The organism is Acinetobacter sp. 778_lipA (genome assembly GCF_058242985.1).
This window is the reverse complement of sequence record NZ_JBZAYT010000001.1, coordinates 1,768,084-1,789,879: the sequence shown is the minus strand read 5'-3', so window position 1 is coordinate 1,789,879 and position 21,796 is coordinate 1,768,084. Positions and strand designations below refer to the sequence as shown.

Genomic DNA, 21,796 nt, shown 5'->3' with positions numbered 1-21,796 from the left:
TCAAAAGTTTAAACTTTGCTTAGCCTGCTCTATTCACTTATTCCAACTCTTTTAATATCGCCTCATTAAAGGCAGGAATATCATCTGGACTACGCGATGTAATGAGTACCCATCCACCAGTATTACAACGATGAACTTCTTCATCTATCCAGTTTGCACCTGCATTCTCTAGATCGATACGAATACTTTTATATGAAGTCAAATTTTTCTCTTTAATTCTTTCTGCATTGATTAAAGCCCATGGTCCATGACATATGGCAGCAATCGGTTTCTTATGGTCAGTAAAGGATTGAATGATTTTCTTAGCATTCTCATCAATTCTCAATTGATCGGCATTGACCGTTCCCCCTGGAATAACCAGCAAATCATAATCACTTGGATCTACTTTTTCCAAAATCGCATGCGGACTATATGACACCGATTTTTCATCATCATGAACAACGGTTCGTACATCGTTTAATTCAATTGCAGCGTGTATGCTTTCTATGCCTTTGCTCGTCAAAAAGTCCAAAGGTTTTTTAAGCTCATCATGCTCAACGCCAGAATTGGAAGTGATGAATAGTACTTTTTTAGTCATTTTCTTACTCCAACAATACGGTATATTTCAAGCTAACAAAAAATGCGATTGTACATGTACAAGTTTTAGCTTCTTATTGTTAAATGTTTTAGGATATTGTTTTAAGGCTTGTTATATATCCTTTTTATTTTTTTTAATCTATAAATAATCGAAAACCGCATTAAGCAGTCTATGTATCAAAAGATCAAATATCGCAATAACAAAAACCACAGCAAAAACCAAAAATTATTCATTCAAAAATGGCATAACTATTGCTTTTTCAAGTGACCTTTTATTTATGAATCTCCTCAATGAAGCTTATTAAACGCTCTTTATTTTTACAAGTAATGATTGCATTGGTGATTGGTTGTTTATTTGGTTACTTTTTGCCTGATATTGCGATCAATTTTCAAGTGCTTGGTAATGGCTTTGTCAAACTTGTCAAAATGCTGATTGCACCGCTTATATTCTGCGTCATTGTTTTAGGAATTTATGGTGCAGGAGACTTAAAAAAAGCTGGGAAAGTGGGAATAAAAACGCTGATTTATTTTGAAATCATGACCACTATCGCTTTAATTTTAGGATTAGCCGCAGCCTACATATTTAAACCTGGACATGGAATGCACGTGGATATTTCGACTTTAGATGCGTCCCAAATGACCAAGTACAATGAAAATATCCATGCAGTTACAGGTGTATCTGATTTCTTTTTAAATATGATTCCTCAGACTGCGGTAGGTGCATTCACAGGGAATGATATTCTGCAAGTGGTTGTCTTTTCAATTTTATTTGGCGTTGCATTATCTATGCTGTCTAAAGATGTCAGTGATCCTGTCGCCTCTTTTATTGACAAAATATCTCAAGTTATTTTTAAAATCATGTCCATCATCATCAAACTGGCCCCTATAGGCGTTTTTGGTGCAATTTCTTTTACCGTGGCAAAATTTGGAATAGAAACTTTACTTAATTTGGGCTATTTGGTCTTAATTTATTATGCAACTGTGATTTTCTTTGTGATCGTCATACTTGGTCTGGTATTAAGACTCTTAGGTTTCAATATTTTTAAGCTCATTCGCTATTTTAGAGAGGAAATCACCATTGTATGTGGCACATCATCTTCTGATTCGGTATTACCGCAAGTGATGTATAAACTAAAAAAATTAGGGATAAAAGACTCCACTGTAAGCCTAGTCATTCCGTCGGGTTACTCTTTTAACTTAGATGGCTTTTCAATTTATCTCACCCTTGCTGTTGTATTTATCGCGCAAGCGACAGGGGTTCACCTCACAATTTCAGACCTCATCATGATTCTTTTAATCACCTTATTTACCTCAAAAGGAGCACATGGCATTCCTGCATCAGCGATCGTTGTACTTGCTGCGACTTTATCCAGCTTTCCTGTTATCCCGGCGATTGGCTTGGTATTGATCCTTTCAGTGGATTGGCTGATTGGTATTTTAAGAGCAGTAAGCAACTTGATTGGTAATTGTGTCGCAACTTTAGTGATTGGTGTATGGGAAAATGATGTTGATAAGAAACGTGTACATCAAATGTTAGATGATCCGAACTGGGCAAAAAATGAATTGGGAAATTAAAACGCAATTAACACATAGTGGGGAAAAATTAGAGTTTTATTCTGTAGCAAAACCAATGCACTACATAACCAACGCACTATTAGCAACACAATACGCTTTAGATAAAATCCTTTAACGCTATCTTAAGCACACATATTTCATCATAAGCCATTTCAGCATTGAGTCACTGAAATGGCTTATGATGAATCATGCATTTCCTTAAATTAAAGTCCTCAATCAAAGACCATTCCAGAAAACATAAGGAAATGAATCATTCGCATTATTTGGGCTGATGGTGAAAACCATAATAAAGGACTCAAGTCTGGAAGAGCTGCACTAAACCTTTTACTCCGAGGATTAGTGATTAAAGTAAATCAATAAAAATTCTGATTGCCATGCGTACAAGGATTAAATTGAAACTCGATATTCAGAATAAAGTCAGAAAACTAGGATCGATATCCCTATTGATGACTTCAATTTAAGATCGTTTTTAGCTTAAACCTATCCTGATTTTAACCATGTACCTTTTGTCTTCTATGCGATAAATTAACCCTAATTCACAATTTTCGAGGTTCTATTGAACTGGAATAATATAGAGATTCATTTTTCTCAAGTTGTTTTAAAACCATTTACACCTTTAGATGCTGATGAGGTATTTCAGTATATTACTCCCACCTTGACACGATATATGACTTGGGATCCACCGCAAAGCCGTCAAGAGTTTGATGAGATCTGGCATAAATGGCTAGAGAATATTAAAGATGGGAATGAGTTAATTTTCGTTGTCAGACACATTGTTAATCATGAGTTTCTTGGCCTGGCAGGACTGCATCAAATACAAACGGAAACACCTGAATTAGGCATTTGGATTCGAGAAGATCGACATAAGTCAGGATTTGGTAAAGATGCGGTAACAAGCATGGTTCATTGGGCTTCTGTTAACTTGAGTTTTAAAAATTTTATTTATCCTGTAGCTGTCGAAAATTATGCCAGTCGCCATATCGCGGAATCTTTAGGTGGGATTATTTCTGAGTATAAAAAGAAACCTAAATATGATTCTTTAAGTTATGCTATTCCTCCTCATACTCAATAATACCAATGGATAGCTTGAATTGTTTATGATTTATTGATGCAGGATGCCGAGCATCTTTGCAGTTTTATAGTCAACTCTCGCGGTAATGGTGGCATTTTCAAGTAAAAGCCGATACGATAATGAGAATTATTGTTATTTATATGGAATAAATCATGGCGCTGAATGCACATCGCACTTTTATTCAAGTGAAAGAGAAAATATATCTAGGTCCAAACTATATCCGTATTATTTTTGACTGTGCAGATGTAGAGAAATTCAAACACACCTGTATTGGTGATAACAATAAAATTTTTATTCCAAGGCATGATCAAACCACAATAGAAATTCCCGATTTTGATTTTGATCAGCGTAAATGGATCGTCAATAATCCTGAGATGATGCCAGAAATTCGGACTTATACCCATCGCGATATTGATTTAGTCAATAAAACCCTAACCATCGAGTTTGCAATGCATGGTACAGATACGGTGGCTTGTCACTGGGCAGATCGTGCCCAACCAGGGGATCAAATTGGTATAACCATGTCTACTGCCGCTAAAAATTCAATCCCTACAGGACTGAATCATTATCTCATTATTACTGATGGGACTGGGCTTGCAGTCACTCAAGCGATCTTAGAGAAATTAACAGTTGATGCCAAAGTATATGTCATTGCCGAAGTGGCAACTGTAGAAGATCAAATCGAACTGCATACACAAGCTAATTTAGAGCAAATATGGCTGTTCAATCCGCAGCCGCTTCAGCAAAGTTTATTGGCTGACGAGTTGCTACGCCATCCTGAATTTATTAATCTACCAGCAAGCCGTTTTGCACATATTACCGCTGAACTACAAGCTGTTCGCGCATGTCGTAACATCTTAAGAAAGCAAAGTGATTGGGGCAAAGAAGATTGTTATGCTTGTTCTTATTGGCAGATTGGGAAAGCAGATAATGAGCGACAGTCTAAAGTGATAGATGATTAAGCTCAAAGTGAATAAATGATCAATCTCAATATATAATTGGTATTATTTCAGGTAAAACTTCTAAAACCTTATAAACTAGTATTTATAAGGTTTTTAATTCCGAAAAAACTCAATTGAAAAGAACACGAGTCTTTGAAATATAGAATAATTAGAGAATCTGGTCATGTCTCTAAAAACTAAAGAAATTTCAAATTCCTTCATGAATGTAATGGAGAAAGCCAGTAAAACATCGAGACCAAACTCGTATTATCTAGGCCACAATACAGTTCATATTGTTGATTTAAAAACATTTAAATCGTTTTCTCATTCATATAACGCCAATATCGCTTTGGTACATATTGAATATGCAGTTTAATGTTTTTCCGCGCTGAAATATTTACACTGTTAAAATAATCTTTCCAAAGCTGATCATATAGAACCTCTTGATGATCTAATTCAACACTAAACTCCTGACTAGAGCCTTGACGAATATTTTGATCAATGTCTAAGACATTCATATTGACATGGTGAACCTGTTTTAAATCATAGTAGATACCAAAATTTCGTTTTTCATCATAAATAAGCCAGCGCTGGTCTTGATATCTGGATTTAAAATGCTTTTCGATCAAAGGCAAAACATTGAAATCTGGCTTAACCAAGCTTAAAAATAATTCATCTTTACATTTTTTAAAGCGAACAAAAGCTTCCATACGGTGCTTTTCTCTTCCCACTTGTTTGGCCCACTTTGACAGTGCCAAAACATCTGGATGACCATAATCACGGTCAATCGCTTTTTGAGCGAAGAATGCATAAACACTAAAATTAAACAGATGTTGAAAAGCATCTTCCTGTTCAGATAAAAAAGTATAGTAAAAATTACGTAAACCACTTGCTGAAACTTTTAACTTTAGGCCTTGCCAAACTCTATTGGCTTGGTCGTCATTAGATTCAACAAAAATCGTTTCATCAAATAAAGCCGATTGAGTGTTGTTTTCACTTGAGACAAAGACATCAAACTCTTTGAATTGAAATGCACGAAATACACAACACAAAATCCCGGTCATGGTCCCATCAAAAATATATTTAGCCATTTAGAATAATAAATCCAACTGGGGTGAAAGTTGTTGAGTATATTTTGAATGCCCTGTTTGTAATATTTTCTGGCGAATTTGGCTGGGTAATTGATCTTTTAAAAATGGCGGGGTATCTGCACAACGAATAAAATGCATTGCCCTATTATAAGCAATACCCAATTTTTTGATTTGATCAATATGAATTTTACCAAAGCGACGTGCTTGAACAATTTTTTTAGCTGAACGCACCCCAATTCCTGGGACTCTTAAGATCATTCGATAATCAGCTTGATTGATATCGATAGGAAATTGTTCAGGATGACGTAGCGCCCAACTTAGTTTGGGGTCGATATCTAAGTCTAAATTTGGATGCTGTGCATTAACAATTTCAGTCGCTTCAAAGCCATAAAATCGCATTAACCAATCAGATTGATACAATCTATTTTCACGCAGCAATGGCGGTGCTGAACCCACCGAAGGCAATGCTTTTTCTTCATCATTAATCGGAATATAGCCCGAAAAATATACCCGTTTTAGTTTAAATTCTTTGTAGTGACGATCAGCCATTAAGATAATATCCTGATCCGTTTCATTATGTGCGCCCACCACCATTTGAGTTGTTTGCCCTGCTGGGACAAACTTCGGCACAGTTTTTATAATCTTTCTTTCATCTTTAAATTGAATCAAGCGATCGCGAATAATACCCAAATCTTTTTGCACTTCATCATGGGTTTTTTCAGGGGCAAACTTTTTAAGACCTTCAGCAGTAGGCATTTCTAAATTGATACTCATCCGATCTACATAAAGCCCAGCCTCATGGATAATCTCCTGTGAAGCACCTGGAATTGTTTTCAAATGAATATAGCCATTAAAGTTTTCTTCTAATCGTAGCTTTTTAACGACTTGTAGCATGCGCTCCATGGTATAGTCTGCTGACTTAAAAATTCCTGAGCTGAGAAACAGCCCTTCGATATAATTTCTTCTATAAAAATTAATGGTTAAATCAACAACTTCTTGTACCGTAAAAGCAGCTCGTTTGACATCGTTAGAACGGCGAGAAACACAATATGAGCAATCAAAAATACACACATTGGAAAATAAGATTTTAAGCAGCGACACACATCGACCATCTTCGGTATAACTATGGCAAATTCCAGCTCCCGTATTGCCTAGCCCACTGTCTTTGTTTTTACGGTTACTGCCACTGGATGAACATGACACATCATACTTCGCAGCATCTGCTAAAATTTGCAGTTTTTCTCTAATACGCTCTGTCATCACTCACACCTAATTTTCCGAATGAACTCTAGTGATTATATAAATTATGAGCGTTCAGCAATGGCTATTTCTTTATTGTTGCGACACCAGCTGTCGTATAAATTTAAAGCGTTAAATAGAAATTATTGGGCTAGAAAAAACCTGAGTTATTTGCCCATTCAATTGAATGGCCAAATAACTTAAGCAGAAACAACTACATTTTTAAGCTTGAGCTGAAAGTGGAACACCAAATAATCGATCAAAAGACCAATTAAAAATAAAGGTATAAATTGGAATGATAACAATTAAAGCCGCATCTAATAAAAATGCATCTAGAAAACTAATATTCATCCACCATGCAATCAATGGAATAAGAAAAACCACTAAGGTTAATTGAAATCCAATCGCATGAGCTACACGGCGTTTTACTGTACGTTGACGTAAAGTTTGGCGTTTTTCCCATGCTTCAAAAATTAAGTTATAAATAAAGTTCCAGCTCACAGCAATCGTGGTAATCAGGAAAGCCAAAGGCCCCGTATGGGTTAATTGTGTACCCGAAAGTAGTGCCAGCCCTAAAGAAGAAATACCTAATCCAATGATTTCATAGGTACTTACATAAATTACTCTACGTTTAAGACCTTGCATAAACTTACCCAAACAGATTTTCAAAAAAGCTATTTTAATTTCAGTTATAATAATAGATAAAGACAATAGCTTTCAGTTTGACTGATACCAATTATGAATTTCACCAGCGAAAATATAGAATTATTTGTAAAAGTACTGGATACAGGCTCTTTTTCTGCTGCGGCTCGTGCCTTAAATCGAGTACCATCAGCCGTCAGTATGGGCATCGCAAATATCGAAGCAGAATTAGGCTTACAGCTGTTTGAAAGAACACCCCGCAAAGTGATTCCAACAGCTTCAGCACTTGCCTTAGCCCCACAAGCAAGAATCATCTCAGAACAATTAAAACAATTGAGTAAGCATGCTTATGAACTGTCCTTAGGTTTGGAGAGTACTTTAAAAATAGGTGTTGTATCGGATGTAAACAATCAGAAACTTTTACAATCTATTGATAAACTTGCATTAAAATATCCGCTGCTCAATATCGAAATTATTACTGCACCACAAGATGATATTTTGCATTTACTGTATTCAGAACAAATCACAATTTGTTTAGCGGGTTCAGGGCAACATATCAAAATGCAAGAACATTTGCAGTTGGTCAGCATGGAGGTTGTTGTTGCAACGATATCTGCAAATCATGCCTTGATGAATCAAGCAGTTCATCCTATTTATATCGAGGATTTGGTTAATGTTCGGCAAATTGTTGTCGCGAGTAGTGCGCTTGATATTGCAGATTTGAGATCGGTAATTGCTGCATCTTACTGGCGAACCAATGATCTACAAACGGCGATTGATATGGTTGAGATCGGCTTAGGATGGGGAAATTTTCCATATTCATTGGTTAAGTCACATATTGATGCTGGGCGTTTAATCCAAATTGATTTTAAAAATACCTACAATCAACTTTCTGTTCCGATTTATCTGATTTGGTTAAAAGATAAAGCACTACCTAAAGCATCGCGCGAATTAATCGAGTTAATTAGACAAAGTCTAAATGAACATAACGACTCTTTGAGTAACAGCAATACTCTCTGACTCAGCGCTCGATAGTGATTTTATTTTATCCAGTTTTCATTGTGAATTTATTAGAATTGAATGAAATTCTATAAAAAATTTGACTTGCGAAGCTCAGCACTTACAATACGCCTTTTAGATTTCTAGTATTACCTAAATCATGTCAAACGATCAAATTGAAGCACAAATTGTAGAATTAGACAATTTGCAAGAACACCGTGAAATTGTGACATTTATGCGTAGATCGTCACCGCTCAATACTTCACAACGTACTGCGCTTGAACAACATCGTGATTTAATTTTGGAATACCCTGTCGGCGATTTACGTCAACACTTTGAACATCCTGAACGCCCACTTACGGTAGAAATTGGTTTTGGTATGGGCCGCTCATTGGTCCTGATGGCAAAAGCCAATCCTGAACGTAATTTTGTTGGAATCGAAGTGCATGTACCTGGTATTGCGCAATGTGTTTATGAAGCAGGAATGGCGGAAGTTAAAAACCTACGTGTTTTAGATGCAGATGCAATTCAAGTTTTACGAGAAATGCCTGACAATAGTATCAATACGGTTCAACTTTATTTCCCTGATCCTTGGCAGAAAAAACGACATTTTAAACGCCGTTTTGTTTCTCATGATCGTATGCCATTGGTTGAAGAAAAACTTGAAATCGGTGGTACATTCCATGCTGCAACAGACTGGGAACCGTACGCTGAATGGATGCTTGATGTTTTAGACAATCGCCCTCGTTTAGAAAACTTAGCAGGCAAAGGCAATAGCTATCCTCGTCCGGACTGGCGTCCACAAACCAAGTTTGAACGTCGTGGTATTGAGGCAGGCCATAAGATTAATGACTTTATTTTTAAGAAAATAAATTAATGATCTAAGAAAACTAGACTGAGTCTACAATTAAATATTATAGGGTTAAATATTAATTATTTAACCCTATTTTTACATCTAAATTTAGGTAATTATTCGAGTTAATTCTTGTTCTAAAAATAATTAATTCAAACAATCAAAACATAAATATAAGACCTCATACGAGCCATAGTATCTACTCAGCGCAAAATTCAGCCGGATAAGAATCAAGAGAACAAATCAGGGCTAAAGGTCAATTAAATAATGGTCATTTTTTGATATTCAAACAAATATTGATAATTGTCAGATCAAAGTCTGAACGACTACAAATTGAAACCGGTTCTAAAACAACATTCTCTACTTGCATGTAATTTTACATCAAGCTCTTTGACTAATACTTTCAGCATTCACTCAGCGTGACTATTATTTTATATGTTGTAATTTAATGACGATAGTTGGTTCATTTTAAAAGATTATTCAGTAAGGATTCTTTTTATACATATAAAGCTACCTTTGGCGCCCTGCTCTTTAACTCCATTAAAAATCGTATTTTGGTTGATTTTAAAAACAAACAAAAATAAACTACCTACCGTTAGGTAGTTTTAATTATACAAACTTGGGTGAAATTTATGCAAGGTCACTTACAGACTCACAAAATGAGTACTTCATTTATCATATTACTCTCACTATTAACTGCTTTAGATGCCTTAGCAATTGATATTTATGTGCCCGCATTTCCAGTGATAGCGACCTCATTACAGGTATCTACCAGTCAAATCCAACAAACATTATCAATTTTTTTAGTAGGTTTAGCTGTTGGCCAAGGCTTATATGGACCATTTCTTGATCGTTTTGGTCGAAGAATTCCATTATTAATTGGTTTAATTATTTTTATTTTGGGTTCTCTGCTCGCAGCAGTCGCAACTTCACTTGAACTATTATTGTTCGCACGCTTTCTTCAAGCCATTGGTGCTGCATCTGGTCTGGTCACACCTAGAGCAATTATTAGCGATATTTGTAATGAGCAAGATGCAGCTCGCCATTTTTCTGTGTTAATGCAAGTCATGATGGTCATTCCAATCATTGCCCCTTTGGTTGGAAGTCAACTTTTGAACTACGGCACATGGCATATTATTTTTTATACATTAGCCTTACTATCTTTTATGTTATTGGTGTGGAGTAGTATATCTGTTCCAGAAACATTAGCTCTTTCGAATAGACAACCCTTAAATCTAAAAAATATTTTCAAAAATTACTATCTTCTATGTAGAAATAAAAGCTATTTCAGTTTTACCCTTGCTGGAGGCTTTCTACTCGGTGGGTTCTTCTTCTACATTAGCAATTCACCCTATATTTTTATTCAACATTACTCAGTCAGCCCTGAACATTATAGTTATCTCTTTGCACTCAATGCACTGTGTTTCATCATCTTTGGTCAGCTTTCAATTTGGTTATTGAATAGAGGATGGTCTGCTTACCAAGTTTTAAAGCTAGGCTCTATTATTTTAATGTTTTTTACACTTATGCTTAGCCTAGTAACGTTACTGTATACACCAAGTTTATGGGCTTACACCCTATTACTGACTGTGGTTATTAGTTCTACAGGGCTTTTATTTGGTAATCTTACAGCACTGACCATGCAACAGGTACAACATCACTTAGCAGGAATCGCTTCAGCTTTAATTGGCTTACTTCAATATAGTTTCGGAGCAGTTATTGGTTTTATTGCCAGTCTTGCAACAGAAAATATCCTCGTCCTTCCTGTAACTTTACTTATATGTGCTTTTTGTATGATTATATTAAATACAATTGCTCATAAAAATGCTTAAAAATAGATAGTGCTAAATATCTAATATTAGATATTTAGCACCTTTTAACCGATTAACACCTCAAGTGCTTTTAAGATCGCATCTAATCTTTTTTTATATTTATCTTTACCACCATAAATGAGCTCACTTTGCAAAGCATCTACAAAACACATGCACAGTCGAGCCAAAGTTGTTGAATCAAACTTCTTGTTTTCTATATTTTCAGGGAATACGTTTTTAAAGATATTCTCCAAATCATCCATAAATATATGCATCGGATCAATCACTTGATCATAAATATGCTGTGGTGGGTTAATGAGCGCATTCATCCAAAATTGTACATCATATGAAGCATCAAATCGTTCACCTATGCTGCAGAAATACGCACAAAGTTGTTGATGAAAATTTTCTCCACCAGTTAATGTATTTTTTGCATAAGTCAGTTCATGATTAATCATAATCGGAATTAGACTCAAATATAAATCATCTTTATTTTTGAAATGTGCATAAATAGAGGGTTTTTTAATGCCAACGTCTTCGGCTATTTCATTCATTGATGTTGCAGTAAAGCCTTGTTTTGCGAATCGCTGCAATGCAATACTTTGAATTTTTTGTGCTGTCACAAATGAAACCTAACAAAAATTTTGCCTATTATATTAAAATTATCATCATTAAAGAAGAATTTAAGCTAAAGTCACCTGACTTCATTTTATAAAGCCATCACTAAAGATATATTCAATAATATATTTTTAATGGAGAGGCTAATTACTTATACATTTTTTGTGCGTAACTGATTGGCTTTAATATTCCACAATTTTGATCAAGCACATGTTCATTACCTCCTAATCTAATAATGGTTTAAAATTCATATACCTAGTTAGATAAGTTAAATGAATGTTAATCAAACCAAATTTTAGTTTGTTTGTTAATTGATCATTCTCATTTTAATCACCCTTTTTAATTAAACTTATAGGCTTGGTCCGAAAGTACTTATCAATACGAAAACCAGCATGTGTATTTTTGATATTTTTTACTTGAAGTAATCAGAATGTGATCATCAATTATTTAAATAAATGATTTTATAATCAAATTTCTACCTATGCTTTAAAAGCACATCATCTTAAAAATTTGACTACAAGGTATAATCTTTACTTTTAAAAACTATAAATATTTCTTTTTTATTCATAAAGATAACATCTATTTTATATATAACTATTCCATTTTTTCATATTTTTATTAATTTAAAATTCTCATTAAGATCGGAGAAATTTCAAAAACACTGGAAAGAAAAATGTTGAATACAACAGGTTTTCATTTTAAAAATTTGGCTTTGTCCCTCGGTATTCTCAGTTTTACACTTTTAGTTGGTTGTGGAAATAAATCGCCACAAAACAATGAACCCAAAGCTGAAGCGTCACAAACAGCAGAACAACCACAAGAGGTCCGTTTTGCTTGGGGTGGTGGTCCCCGTGTCTGGGTCCTAGGTAAAGCCGACGGAGATTTTGAAAAAGCTTTAGGCACCAAAATTAAGTGGGTTGAATTTGCATCGGGAGCAGATGTGATTAATTACTTTGCTGCCAATGAAATTGATATCGCCCGTTTTGGTTCAAGTCCTGCTGTTGCAGGGATCACTCGCGGATTACCCATTGAAGTCATTGGCTTAGAGGGTCTAATTTCAAGTGCAGAGCGTTTGATTGTTCGACCTGAAATTAAAACTCTACAAGACTTAGTGGGTAAAAAAGTTGCTTTCCCTGCAAACTCAACTGCACAATATGCATTAGAACAAGCACTTACATTAAATAAAATTGATAAATCAAAAATCAAATTATTACCACTTAAACCTGCTGAAATTGTTTCTGCATGGACTCGTGGCGATATTGATGCTGCCTATGTTTGGGGCCCATTTACACAACAATTAGAAAAACAAGGTGGCAAAGAGATTTATCGTACAACGACACTAAATGAACAAGGCATTTTGGTTTATAACAACTTCGCTGTCCGCAAAGAGTTTGCAGAAAAACACCCCGATCTTGTGATTAAGTTTTTAAAAGCATACCAAGAACAAGTTGATGAATATAAAAAAGATCCGAAATTAGCTTCTGAAAAAATTTCTAAATACTTAAACCTTCCATACGAGCAAGTTGAAACTACATTGGCAGGTATTGATTACATTCCTTTGAAAGATCAAGCATCTGAAAAGTACCTAGGTACAACATCAAACGATGAAAACTCAGGCTTGGCAAAAGCAACTCAAGATATTGCTAAATTTTTAGTCGGTATCGGCGAGCTAAAACAGTCTGATGTTCCAAAAAGTTATGCGCCCAATATCGACAGTAAATACCTTATCGAAGCAACTAAATAAGGTTATAGAATGAGTCAGTTGAACCCGTTTAAAGCAAAAGTAATTAGTGCATTATCACTAATCACTTTTGTTGTTATTTGGCAGCTTGTGTGTACCTTTAAACTTGTGTCACCCATTTTATTGCCATCCCCCTTACAAATAGTAGATACAGTTTTAGATTTATTTCAAAACGGTTATCGAGATGCTCCATTTTATCAACACATTTTAGTGAGTACGGCACGTGCATTTTTTGCATTTTTCATTGCCATTATTATTGGTGTTCCTTTGGGGTTATTAATGGGCCGTAGTCCTGTACTCAATGCCATTTTAGATCCATTCGTACAATTTTTACGCCCTATTCCTAAAATTGCTTTAATCCCATTAGTTGTTGTGTGGTTGGGGATTGGTGAGGCATCAAAATTTTTCCTAATCTTTATTGCTACTTTACTTAGTGTAATTGTTGGCGCAACTGCAGCAAGCCAAAACGTTCCACAGGGTTTAATTCAAGCTGCACAAACAATGGGACTAGGAAAAGCATCAATCTTATTTCGTGTCATTTTACCCTCTTCACTTCCTGAAATTTTCACCACGATTCGCTTATCGATTGGTATTGGTTGGACCTCATTAATTGCGGCTGAGATGGTTGCTGCAACGTCAGGTTTAGGATGGATGATCATTAACGCGGGCTCATACTTACGTACTGATGTTGTGATTGTCGGTATTATTTTACTTGGAACAATTGGCTTTATTTTAGATTGGCTCATTGTAAAAGCACAGCAAAAATGGGCACCTTGGACAGGAAAAGTATAATGACTCAAACATTTATTCAGCTAAATAATCTTCAAAAAACATTCAAGCAAAACAAATCTGAAAATACGGTTCTAAAAGACATTAACTTAGAAATTTCTGAGGGTCAGTTCGTTTGTTTACTTGGTCCATCTGGCTGCGGTAAATCAACTATTTTGAACTTACTTGCAGGTTTTGAAAAACCTAGCTCTGGTAACATTTATGTAGATGGTCAACCTATTTCAGCACCAGGCATTGATCGAGCTGTTGTATTCCAACAAGCACAATTATTCCCTTGGCTTACAGTGAAAGAAAATATTTATTTTCCCCTTAAGCAATTAAAGGGAGAGCCTAAATACATTACCGAACAAACTGAATATTACTTAGAAAAAACAGGTTTAAAAAAATTTGAAAATCATCGCGTTTGGCAAATTTCAGGGGGGATGAAACAACGTGTTGCACTTGCCCGTGCTTGGGTCATGAAACCAAAAATTTTACTCATGGATGAACCCTTTGGTGCTTTGGATGCTCAAACACGTATTTTGATGCAGGAAACATTAACTAAGCTTTGGCAAGATAACAAAACGACCGTTTTATTTGTCACTCATGATATAGACGAATCTTTACTTTTAGCAGATCGCATTATCTTAATGGCAGGACATCCTGGGCGTATTGCAGAAGATATTCAAGTCAATTTACCCCATACACGTACGATTGAAAATATTGCTCCACAGCCAGAATTCATTGAAGCCAAAAAACATATTTTAGAAATTATGCGCAAAGAAGTTAACCGCATGATTGATTACATACACTAAATCTACAGGACACTTTTATGTTATTAAGTCATTTACCCCGCGTTAAACTTGTTCATGCACCTACTCCTCTTGAGTTTTTACCTAACTTAACCAAAGCATTAAACGGTCCTGAAATTTATATCAAACGCGATGATGCAACAGGTCTTGCTACTGGTGGAAATAAAACCCGTAAATTAGAATTTCTAATAGGCGATGCAATTGCAAAAGGCGCAACACATGTGATTACTCAAGGTGCAACTCAATCTAACCATGTTCGTCAAACCATTGCTGCAGCAAATAAATTCGGCTTAAAAGCATCTGTTTTACTTGAACAACGCGTCAGTGATGCTGCAGATGAATATTACAACAATGGGAACTTATTGCTGGACGAAATTTTAGGTGCCATATCAATTGAAGTTGTTCCTAGCGGTACAGACATGGCTGCTGCTTTAGAAGCAAAAGCAAAAGAATTAGAAGCACAAGGTGAACGCCCTTATATTATTCCAGGTGGAGGCTCAAACGCTATTGGTGCTTTAGGTTATGTATCTACTGCAATTGAATTAATTAACCAACTCAACCAGATCCAACTTGCCCCAACTCATCTTGTACATGCAACAGGGAGTACTGGAACTCAAGCAGGTCTTTTAGCGGGTATTGTTGCAACAAATTCTAACTTACCTGTGTTAGGTATCAGCGTTCGTGCTGAAAAATCTAAACAAGAAGAAAACGTCTATAAACTTACTCGCTCAACTTTAGAACATCTTGGTTTGAGTGCTGATCTTATCGCACGTGAAAAAGTTGTGGCAAATAGTGACTATGTTGGCGATGGTTACGGTATCCCAACAGACAGCATGGTTGAAGCTGTTGAACTCCTTGCCAGAACTGAAGGTATTTTGCTTGACCCAGTTTACTCAGGTAAAGGTTTTGCAGGTTTAGTAGGCCTAATTCGCCAAGGTTATTTCACTAAAAACGATAAAGTGATCTTTCTGCATACTGGTGGTGCTGTAGGCTTATTTGGGTACCGTAAAGCATTCTCTCACAAAGACGCATACCGCTTGTAAAATGATTGATTTTTCAGAATTTCCTACGCTCGGAATCCTAGGTGGCATGGGGCCAGGTGCTGCAGTTGATTTTCAACAGCGCCTGCTCGATGCAAGCCCTGCAACTAAAGATCAGGAACATATTCCAACTATTGTTTGGAATCATGGTGGAATTCCTGACCGACAACTTGCACTTAAAAACTTAGGTGAAAGTCCTTTCAAAGCCATGTTACATGGTTTAAAAATTTTAGAACGTAGTGGTGTTGCTAAAGTGGCAATTCCATGTAACACCGCACATTTTTGGCATGCTGACTTACAACAACAGACCAATATTGAAATCTTAAATATGATTGAAATTACTGTACAACAGATTTTGGATCATTATAAATATGGTGATAAAGTTGGAATTTTAGCAACCAAAGGCGCCCTTTCTACCGAGTTATATCAACGTGAATTAAGTAAATATAACATCCCTTATGTAATGAATTCTGAAGAAGAAATTGAAAAAAAATTTATGCCTGCAGTTTATGCTGTAAAACGGAATGAATCAGAAAAAGCAGGTATCATTTTTCAAGAACTCAGTCAACGGCTTATAGATGTAGGTGCAGGTTCAATTATTTTAGCCTGTACAGAAATTCCCTTGGGCTTACACGCCATTCAATCTCCAATTTTAAATGTAAGCTTCGATACTACGCAACTTTTAGCAGATGCTTGTGTAAGGTGGTTTTACTAAAAATAAATCAGTCTTCATTTTCTATTTAAGAGAATACTTTGAATTATTTTCGGCTTTTTATTGCCTTATATTATATGGCATAAGCATGGATCAAGCAGTATATAAACCCATCTATAATCAATATAGATAAATACCTAGTGTTCGTAACATCAGTATGCATTGATAAAATTTAATTAACTATTCTTGATTCTAAAAGTTAAGCTTTGTCCCCAATGCCAAGACCCAAGCATTGTTGATATCATGTGTTGCACTAGGATGAACAATATATTGCAGGCTTGGACGTAACATCAGCCATTTTGTTGGATAATAACTATAATTTAATTCAATATTATATTCGGCATCAGCATTAAATTGTTTCTTATCATCTGCAAAACGATTATTGATATGAATACGATTAAGCGCAAAACCCAAATTATCCTCAGCTCGGCTGGTTATCACCCCATAATACTTTAGACCGATCTGTTGAGACTGATCCACCTTGTTGGTGGTACGGCTATGGAATGTAAAATTTGCAAAACTGTGTAAGCCCTGCTTTCCTACACCAACTGAAGTAAGTTGCTGGTCAAAATTAAACCAAGCGCCATAGGTATGATTTTGTTGCTGCCCCGTCCGTATATCCTTTTGATTTTTAGTTTCATCTGCAGTGTTATACATAGCCCCTACACGATAAGTTCCTGCTAATGCATTGATCAATGATTTCGGTCGCCAGATCATCTCTATGGGAATAGTGATACCATCAGCTTGATGGGTACTCAGATTCCAGCCATGCCGTTCTAAAGCATTTTGAGGGTTATATTCATAAACACCGATTTGTAAGGCGAGTTCTGGGTGAAATTGATATTTTAAACGAACACCCCATTGAGAAATTGGAGAGTTATACCAAATTCCGCTTTGCCATTTTCCCATTTGCGCAGCACAAAATGAATTATTTTGAAATTCACAAGACATCACATTGAAATCTGTACCCATTCCCAAACGCCCTAATTTAATACTGAGCCCCTGTTCTTTAAAGTTTTTCTCCAAAGAAAACTCGGTCAATCGACTTTTACTGTTGCCACGACCATAATTTGCTTGAACATTGGCAAGCTGTGGTGCGGATGGATCAGAAATATCTTCTGAAGATAAACTTTGTCCTTGTCTTGCTGTGATTGTTGCTCTTAATGTCATCCCTTCCCAATTTGCCAGCTTTTCTAAATCTAAAGTTGAACCAATTAAAAATTGACTGGCATATTTAGGATCACTCCCCGGATTGTAGCCACCATCAACTAAATAAGCGCTGTCTACAATCAAGTTTGCATCTAATTTAATGCCTTGCTTTAAAAGTTCAGTCAGCATCCCCTGCCAATCACCAAACAAATAAGGGCTATTTTTGTCTAAGCTGTATTGAGCAGCATGTAACTGTATACTGAGCAATGAAACAAGAGAAATTGTAAATTTAATCAAATTTGACATAGGTTTACCTTAATTTTGCAAAGTCCATAATTTAAATAAATGACAGATGCTGGTTTTGCTATTCGACAAAACATGGTTTAATTTTTGGATTTCTCAAAAATGTGAATGATGAATGCGAGTTAAATCAATCAAGGCTTGATTTAACTAAAAGACGATTGTTCCAATAAATATTTTAGGGAATTTTTAAGCACCTACGTGGTCACAATAATTATGACAAAACTCCATCAAGCATGATTACTCATTGACGTTTATTCATCATTGAGTCACTGGCTTGGTTGGACAAATCTTTGCTGGGCTGCGAGATAAGACAGATACAACACGGGTGCCACAAAGAAAGCGACACTCCAGAAATCTAGATACACATATAAAAAAGCACCTAAAAATGCGCCAATCACAAAACCCACCACAATGCTGAAACTGTGCTGTAATTTTTGCATATTGCTATGGTTCCGATCTCTTAAATAATTAGAAATATCTATACCTAACTGTGTTGTATTTCCCGTCATCATGGTGCTCGGACTAATATGTTTAATTAAGGTTTTACTTGAAGTGTTACGAATAGCTAAGGCGATCAGCCCTAAACCACCTGTAATTGCGACAGTGACACTATTGGCATCTTTAAACGGTTCAAAATATAAACCCGCAAGCATAAACCCAATTAAAAAAATTGCTTCCCCCAAAAATAAATAACTTAAGGTGGTATGTTTTTGTACACTACGATCAATCCAATATTTGGTGATGGCAACAGTCAGAATAAATAAGGGAATTGCCCCAAGCTTAATCCAAATCCCAGGCCCACCTTTGACCCAAGCAGCACCAGCTAAGACTAAGTTTCCTGTGACATGCGCAGTAAAAAAACCAAACAGTGCGATAAAGCCAATGGTATCAATTGCGCCACCCACAATTGTCAATAACAAAGGATCTCGACATGTTTTCCAAAACCCACTCGGCGGCGTCGTTTGTATATTTTCCATGTTCTACTCGTCATTCAATAATTAATTAGAATTAGGACCTGTCAAAACCTAAGCTTTTTTATAGTTATCCCGATTGATGTAAATCATCAGCAATAAAACTGGGGGAAGCAAAAATAACCACAGTAGTGCAAATTTATATACGATTGCGGCAACTGCGCATCCCAGTGCAAAACTCAACATGGTTGGAAAAATTGCAACAATACTCTGTCGAATTTGCAGTCTTTTTTCCTGAGAAGGTTTGGAAAAAAGCTCAGCAATATTTAACATCAATTGTGTTGTAGCACCCGTCATCACGGTTGTTGGTGATTCTTTCGTCCAATGGATACGGTGCATCGCGTTTTGAATCGCCATAGCCGCCACCAACAACATGCCTACAGTGAAACTCATGATGGTATCGTATTTCGGAAAAGGCAAATAAAAGTAGGAACATACGGCGACTATACTAAAAAGCAAAAACATCAGTTTTAGAAAAAACGCATATGAACTGTTTTGATGTCGGATAAACTTTTGATCCAACAATTTGACCGATAAAACTGTAATACAGAACATCGGTAGTGCTGCCAATTTAGCCCAAGCACCTGTTTGACTCTCGGAGACTAAAGCCGCGCCTAATGTTACAAAATTACCTGTCACGTGGGCAGAAAATAAGCCATGCAATGCGAGAAAGCTTGCAGTATCGACATAGCCTGCATTGAAGCTCAATAACTTACTTAGTCTGAATTGCATCATTTGCCCCTTTCTCCTGTTATTGCATCACCCTATCGTTAGGATAATAAGTTTTTAATCATTGGCATGAGTTGTTCGCCAATAACCATCCCCAATAAACCGCATAGGGCCACAAAAGGAGGGGCTGGAGATTTCACATTTAATAGGTAATACAACACGCCAACCAACAACCCAACGGCCAAAGAGATCAGATAGATTTTCATAAATTTCTCCCCCAATAAAATTCCACCTAGTTCCAGATGGAATTTTTTAGGTTGGTTTTAAAAAGCAAAACAAGAACAGCCTAATGCGCCCCAAAATGATTTTTTATCCTGATCATTGATAGGAACATCAAGCATCCATGCATGCGAATGTCCATGCATGCCACAGCTGCTAGAACATGCACACACTGCTGAATCTTTTTGTAAGGGTTGTAAGGAAGGCGCATTACGATTTTCAGAGTGGCGCCACTGCCCGCCAAATCGCTTGACTGGTGACCAATCAGGCGATGCGGGTGGAATCGGTGGATCTTGTTGCTTAAATTCGGCACCCGCATAGACCACTTTACCGTCCATCACCGTCATGACTGATTCAATAAATTGAATTTCATCGCCCTCAACAGTGAGATAGTCATCTGAGAGTACAACTAGGTCCGCATGTTCCCCTGCGACTAAAGCGCCTTTATGGTTTTGCTCGCCTGAAAACCAAGCAGATCCTTTGGTCCATAGTCTTAACGCTGTTTGACGATCAAGTAAGTCTTTCTCATCATATAAAGTAAAACCACCCACGGTTTTACCTGTGGTTAACCATGCCAAACAGACCCAAGGATTGTATGATGCAACACGCGTCGCATCTGTTCCAGCGCCCACTGGTACACCCAACTCAAGCATTTTTTTTACCGGAGGCGTGTCTTTGGCTGCATCGGCACCATAACGCTGAACAAAGATTTCGCCTTGATACGCCATACGGTGTTGAATGGCAATTCCTCCACCGAGGGCACCAATCCGTTCTATGTTTTTTTCTGAAACCGTCTCTGCATGGTCAATAATAAAACGGGTTTCAAATGGCTTTTTACCATTGACACGTTCAAAAACATTGAGCAATCGACTAATGCTTTCATCATAGGTGGCGTGAATTCGAAACGGCCATTTCTTCTCAGACAAATGTTCAACAATAGCTTCTAATTCAGTTTCCATTTTTTCTGGAAGATCTGGGCGAGGATCATAAAAATCCTCAAAATCACCAGCTGACCAAGTCAGGTTTTCACCCGCACCATTCATCATCAATAATGCATCACCATCGCCAGGAAACGTCATTTCTGTCCATCGTTGATAATCTTCTAACTCTTCACCAGCTTTTTGTGCAAAGAGGTTATAAGCAATACGAACGGTCATTTGATCTTTTTCATGCAATTGATTGATCACTGCATAATCATCTGGATAGTTTTGCCCACCCCCTCCGGCATCTATCGCAGAAGTGACACCGAGCCGATTTAACTCACGCATAAAATGTCGGGTAGAATTCACTTGATCTTCGACGGGTAATTTGGGTGCCTTGCCCAGTGTTGAATACAAAATTGCAGCAGAAGGCGTTGCCAATAATAAACCTGTTGGCTCGCCTTTTTCGTTGCGTTCTATTCTGCCCCCGGGTGGATCAGGAGTATCTTTATTAAAACCTAAGACATCTAATGCTGCTCTGTTCAGCATTGCACTTGCATATAAATGCAGAATAAAAACTGGGGTATCAGGTGCAGCTTTATTGATTTCAGCTAAAGTTGGTAAACGCTTTTCTGCGAATTGGAATTCAGTCCACCCACCGACAACACGTACCCACTGTGGTGCTGGCGTATTTTCTGCCTGCTCTTTGAGTAAGCTTAAAGCATCTTTAACAGTCGGAACCCCTTCCCAACGCAACTCCATATTATAGTTAAGCCCGCCACGGATAATATGGAGATGGCTGTCATTTAAACCGGGAATAACGCGACGACCATTTAAATCAATCACTTTTGTCGAGTCGTTGGCCAACTTCATGATGCTATTTTCATCACCTGTGGCAAACATTTTTCCGTCAGCAATCGCAATTGCATCCACTTCAGGCTGTTTCGGGTCAAGCGTGGTAATTTTGCCGTTCTTAAGAATTAACTGTACATCTGTCATGATCATCTCCATGTAG

21 protein-coding genes are annotated in these 21,796 nt (G+C 36.7%); 11 read left to right on the top strand and 10 right to left on the bottom strand.

Translation table 11 applies throughout. From position 1 onward, the window contains the following. Window positions 1-37: 37 nt before the first annotated feature. Window positions 38-577 carry a type 1 glutamine amidotransferase domain-containing protein gene (locus AC4CUY_RS08370; RefSeq protein WP_336953074.1) on the bottom strand — a complete coding sequence of 180 codons (540 nt, stop codon included), beginning with the start codon at window positions 575-577 and terminating at the stop codon, window positions 38-40. 290 nt (window positions 578-867) lie between these two features. On the opposite strand from AC4CUY_RS08370, the gene dctA reads away from it, so the two are divergent. The 3 genes from dctA to AC4CUY_RS08355 all read left to right on the top strand — a co-directional run bounded on the left by dctA (window position 868) and on the right by AC4CUY_RS08355 (window position 4,185). After that, window positions 868-2,151 (top strand): C4-dicarboxylate transporter DctA, encoded by a 1,284-nt coding sequence (dctA, locus tag AC4CUY_RS08365; RefSeq protein WP_336953076.1) that lies wholly within the window; start codon window positions 868-870, stop codon window positions 2,149-2,151. Between the two features lie 556 nt (window positions 2,152-2,707). Continuing rightward, entirely contained in the window at window positions 2,708-3,223 is a 516-nt protein-coding gene (locus tag AC4CUY_RS08360) for a GNAT family N-acetyltransferase (protein WP_490773970.1), read from the top strand. Window positions 3,224-3,375: 152 nt separating this feature from the next. Beyond that, a complete protein-coding gene (locus AC4CUY_RS08355) occupies window positions 3,376-4,185 on the top strand; it encodes a siderophore-interacting protein (RefSeq protein ID WP_483769992.1) in 810 nt (269 codons plus the stop codon). A 290-nt stretch (window positions 4,186-4,475) separates the two neighbouring features. Here AC4CUY_RS08355 and AC4CUY_RS08350 read toward each other — a convergent pair whose 3' ends face one another. The 3 genes from AC4CUY_RS08350 to AC4CUY_RS08340 all read right to left on the bottom strand — a co-directional run bounded on the left by AC4CUY_RS08350 (window position 4,476) and on the right by AC4CUY_RS08340 (window position 7,139). Next, window positions 4,476-5,255, bottom strand: a complete 780-nt coding sequence (locus AC4CUY_RS08350; protein ID WP_336953080.1) for a TIGR03915 family putative DNA repair protein — start codon at window positions 5,253-5,255, stop codon at window positions 4,476-4,478. After that, entirely contained in the window at window positions 5,256-6,515 is a 1,260-nt protein-coding gene (locus tag AC4CUY_RS08345) for a putative DNA modification/repair radical SAM protein (protein WP_336953081.1), read from the bottom strand. 201 nt (window positions 6,516-6,716) lie between these two features. Beyond that, complete coding sequence (locus AC4CUY_RS08340; protein ID WP_234623905.1) at window positions 6,717-7,139, bottom strand: PACE efflux transporter; 423 nt, start codon at window positions 7,137-7,139, stop codon at window positions 6,717-6,719. Window positions 7,140-7,232: 93 nt separating this feature from the next. Between AC4CUY_RS08340 and AC4CUY_RS08335 the strand changes: the two genes are divergently transcribed. The 3 genes from AC4CUY_RS08335 to AC4CUY_RS08325 all read left to right on the top strand — a co-directional run bounded on the left by AC4CUY_RS08335 (window position 7,233) and on the right by AC4CUY_RS08325 (window position 10,820). Then, window positions 7,233-8,156: a LysR family transcriptional regulator gene (locus AC4CUY_RS08335; protein WP_333665014.1), complete on the top strand. Its 924-nt coding sequence runs from the start codon at window positions 7,233-7,235 to the stop codon at window positions 8,154-8,156. A gap of 139 nt (window positions 8,157-8,295) precedes the next feature. Further along, window positions 8,296-9,012, top strand: coding sequence for a tRNA (guanosine(46)-N7)-methyltransferase TrmB (gene trmB, locus AC4CUY_RS08330; protein WP_105712828.1), 717 nt, complete (start codon window positions 8,296-8,298; stop codon window positions 9,010-9,012). 608 nt (window positions 9,013-9,620) lie between these two features. Continuing rightward, window positions 9,621-10,820, top strand: coding sequence for a multidrug effflux MFS transporter (locus tag AC4CUY_RS08325; protein WP_224965358.1), 1,200 nt, complete (start codon window positions 9,621-9,623; stop codon window positions 10,818-10,820). A gap of 44 nt (window positions 10,821-10,864) precedes the next feature. Here the strand turns inward: AC4CUY_RS08325 and AC4CUY_RS08320 are convergent, their stop codons facing one another. Further along, window positions 10,865-11,422: a TetR/AcrR family transcriptional regulator gene (locus AC4CUY_RS08320; RefSeq protein ID WP_056510597.1), complete on the bottom strand. Its 558-nt coding sequence runs from the start codon at window positions 11,420-11,422 to the stop codon at window positions 10,865-10,867. 668 nt (window positions 11,423-12,090) lie between these two features. Here AC4CUY_RS08320 and AC4CUY_RS08315 point away from each other — a divergent pair. Genes AC4CUY_RS08315 through cuyB form a run of 5 tightly spaced genes read left to right on the top strand, consistent with a single transcriptional unit; the run spans window position 12,091 to window position 16,493 of the window. After that, window positions 12,091-13,161, top strand: coding sequence for a taurine ABC transporter substrate-binding protein (locus AC4CUY_RS08315; RefSeq protein ID WP_056510594.1), 1,071 nt, complete (start codon window positions 12,091-12,093; stop codon window positions 13,159-13,161). A 9-nt stretch (window positions 13,162-13,170) separates the two neighbouring features. Continuing rightward, window positions 13,171-13,950, top strand: a complete 780-nt coding sequence (locus AC4CUY_RS08310; protein WP_056510591.1) for an ABC transporter permease — start codon at window positions 13,171-13,173, stop codon at window positions 13,948-13,950. Next, window positions 13,950-14,741, top strand: coding sequence for an ABC transporter ATP-binding protein (locus AC4CUY_RS08305; RefSeq protein WP_336953085.1), 792 nt, complete (start codon window positions 13,950-13,952; stop codon window positions 14,739-14,741). Before AC4CUY_RS08310 ends, AC4CUY_RS08305 begins: the two co-directional genes overlap by 1 nt. 17 nt (window positions 14,742-14,758) lie before the next feature. After that, window positions 14,759-15,781 (top strand): D-cysteate sulfo-lyase, encoded by a 1,023-nt coding sequence (gene cuyA / locus AC4CUY_RS08300; RefSeq protein ID WP_490773969.1) that lies wholly within the window; start codon window positions 14,759-14,761, stop codon window positions 15,779-15,781. Window position 15,782: 1 nt separating this feature from the next. Next, window positions 15,783-16,493, top strand: a complete 711-nt coding sequence (gene cuyB, locus AC4CUY_RS08295) for a cysteate racemase (RefSeq protein ID WP_004721068.1) — start codon at window positions 15,783-15,785, stop codon at window positions 16,491-16,493. Window positions 16,494-16,682: 189 nt separating this feature from the next. On the opposite strand, the gene AC4CUY_RS08290 is transcribed toward cuyB, so the two are convergent. The 5 genes from AC4CUY_RS08290 to AC4CUY_RS08270 all read right to left on the bottom strand — a co-directional run bounded on the left by AC4CUY_RS08290 (window position 16,683) and on the right by AC4CUY_RS08270 (window position 21,780). Next, window positions 16,683-17,945, bottom strand: coding sequence for a carbohydrate porin (locus AC4CUY_RS08290; RefSeq protein WP_490773968.1), 1,263 nt, complete (start codon window positions 17,943-17,945; stop codon window positions 16,683-16,685). Window positions 17,946-18,208: 263 nt separating this feature from the next. Next, window positions 18,209-18,919 carry a YoaK family protein gene (locus AC4CUY_RS08285; RefSeq protein ID WP_333665027.1) on the bottom strand — a complete coding sequence of 237 codons (711 nt, stop codon included), beginning with the start codon at window positions 18,917-18,919 and terminating at the stop codon, window positions 18,209-18,211. 48 nt (window positions 18,920-18,967) lie between these two features. Then, window positions 18,968-19,648 carry a YoaK family protein gene (locus AC4CUY_RS08280; RefSeq protein WP_004721072.1) on the bottom strand — a complete coding sequence of 227 codons (681 nt, stop codon included), beginning with the start codon at window positions 19,646-19,648 and terminating at the stop codon, window positions 18,968-18,970. 35 nt (window positions 19,649-19,683) lie between these two features. Beyond that, window positions 19,684-19,848, bottom strand: coding sequence for a DUF1427 family protein (locus tag AC4CUY_RS08275; RefSeq protein WP_004721074.1), 165 nt, complete (start codon window positions 19,846-19,848; stop codon window positions 19,684-19,686). 57 nt (window positions 19,849-19,905) lie between these two features. Then, the gene (locus tag AC4CUY_RS08270) at window positions 19,906-21,780 is read right to left on the bottom strand and encodes an amidohydrolase (RefSeq protein ID WP_419359303.1); all 1,875 of its coding nucleotides are present in this window, start codon (window positions 21,778-21,780) and stop codon (window positions 19,906-19,908) included. Between the last annotated feature and the right edge of the window lie 16 nt (window positions 21,781-21,796).

Coding starts and splice junctions, on each gene's coding strand:
- AC4CUY_RS08290 (WP_490773968.1), bottom strand. CDS start 17,945: ATGTCAAATTTGATTAAATTTACAATTTCTCTTGTTTCATTGCTCAGT.
- AC4CUY_RS08310 (WP_056510591.1), top strand. CDS start 13,171: ATGAGTCAGTTGAACCCGTTTAAAGCAAAAGTAATTAGTGCATTATCA.
- cuyA (WP_490773969.1), top strand. CDS start 14,759: ATGTTATTAAGTCATTTACCCCGCGTTAAACTTGTTCATGCACCTACT.
- AC4CUY_RS08335 (WP_333665014.1), top strand. CDS start 7,233: ATGAATTTCACCAGCGAAAATATAGAATTATTTGTAAAAGTACTGGAT.
- AC4CUY_RS08280 (WP_004721072.1), bottom strand. CDS start 19,648: ATGATGCAATTCAGACTAAGTAAGTTATTGAGCTTCAATGCAGGCTAT.
- AC4CUY_RS08275 (WP_004721074.1), bottom strand. CDS start 19,848: ATGAAAATCTATCTGATCTCTTTGGCCGTTGGGTTGTTGGTTGGCGTG.
- AC4CUY_RS08340 (WP_234623905.1), bottom strand. CDS start 7,139: ATGCAAGGTCTTAAACGTAGAGTAATTTATGTAAGTACCTATGAAATC.
- AC4CUY_RS08285 (WP_333665027.1), bottom strand. CDS start 18,919: ATGGAAAATATACAAACGACGCCGCCGAGTGGGTTTTGGAAAACATGT.
- AC4CUY_RS08325 (WP_224965358.1), top strand. CDS start 9,621: ATGCAAGGTCACTTACAGACTCACAAAATGAGTACTTCATTTATCATA.
- AC4CUY_RS08355 (WP_483769992.1), top strand. CDS start 3,376: ATGGCGCTGAATGCACATCGCACTTTTATTCAAGTGAAAGAGAAAATA.
- AC4CUY_RS08305 (WP_336953085.1), top strand. CDS start 13,950: ATGACTCAAACATTTATTCAGCTAAATAATCTTCAAAAAACATTCAAG.
- AC4CUY_RS08370 (WP_336953074.1), bottom strand. CDS start 577: ATGACTAAAAAAGTACTATTCATCACTTCCAATTCTGGCGTTGAGCAT.
- AC4CUY_RS08345 (WP_336953081.1), bottom strand. CDS start 6,515: ATGACAGAGCGTATTAGAGAAAAACTGCAAATTTTAGCAGATGCTGCG.
- trmB (WP_105712828.1), top strand. CDS start 8,296: ATGTCAAACGATCAAATTGAAGCACAAATTGTAGAATTAGACAATTTG.
- AC4CUY_RS08315 (WP_056510594.1), top strand. CDS start 12,091: ATGTTGAATACAACAGGTTTTCATTTTAAAAATTTGGCTTTGTCCCTC.
- AC4CUY_RS08270 (WP_419359303.1), bottom strand. CDS start 21,780: ATGACAGATGTACAGTTAATTCTTAAGAACGGCAAAATTACCACGCTT.
- cuyB (WP_004721068.1), top strand. CDS start 15,783: ATGATTGATTTTTCAGAATTTCCTACGCTCGGAATCCTAGGTGGCATG.
- dctA (WP_336953076.1), top strand. CDS start 868: ATGAAGCTTATTAAACGCTCTTTATTTTTACAAGTAATGATTGCATTG.
- AC4CUY_RS08350 (WP_336953080.1), bottom strand. CDS start 5,255: ATGGCTAAATATATTTTTGATGGGACCATGACCGGGATTTTGTGTTGT.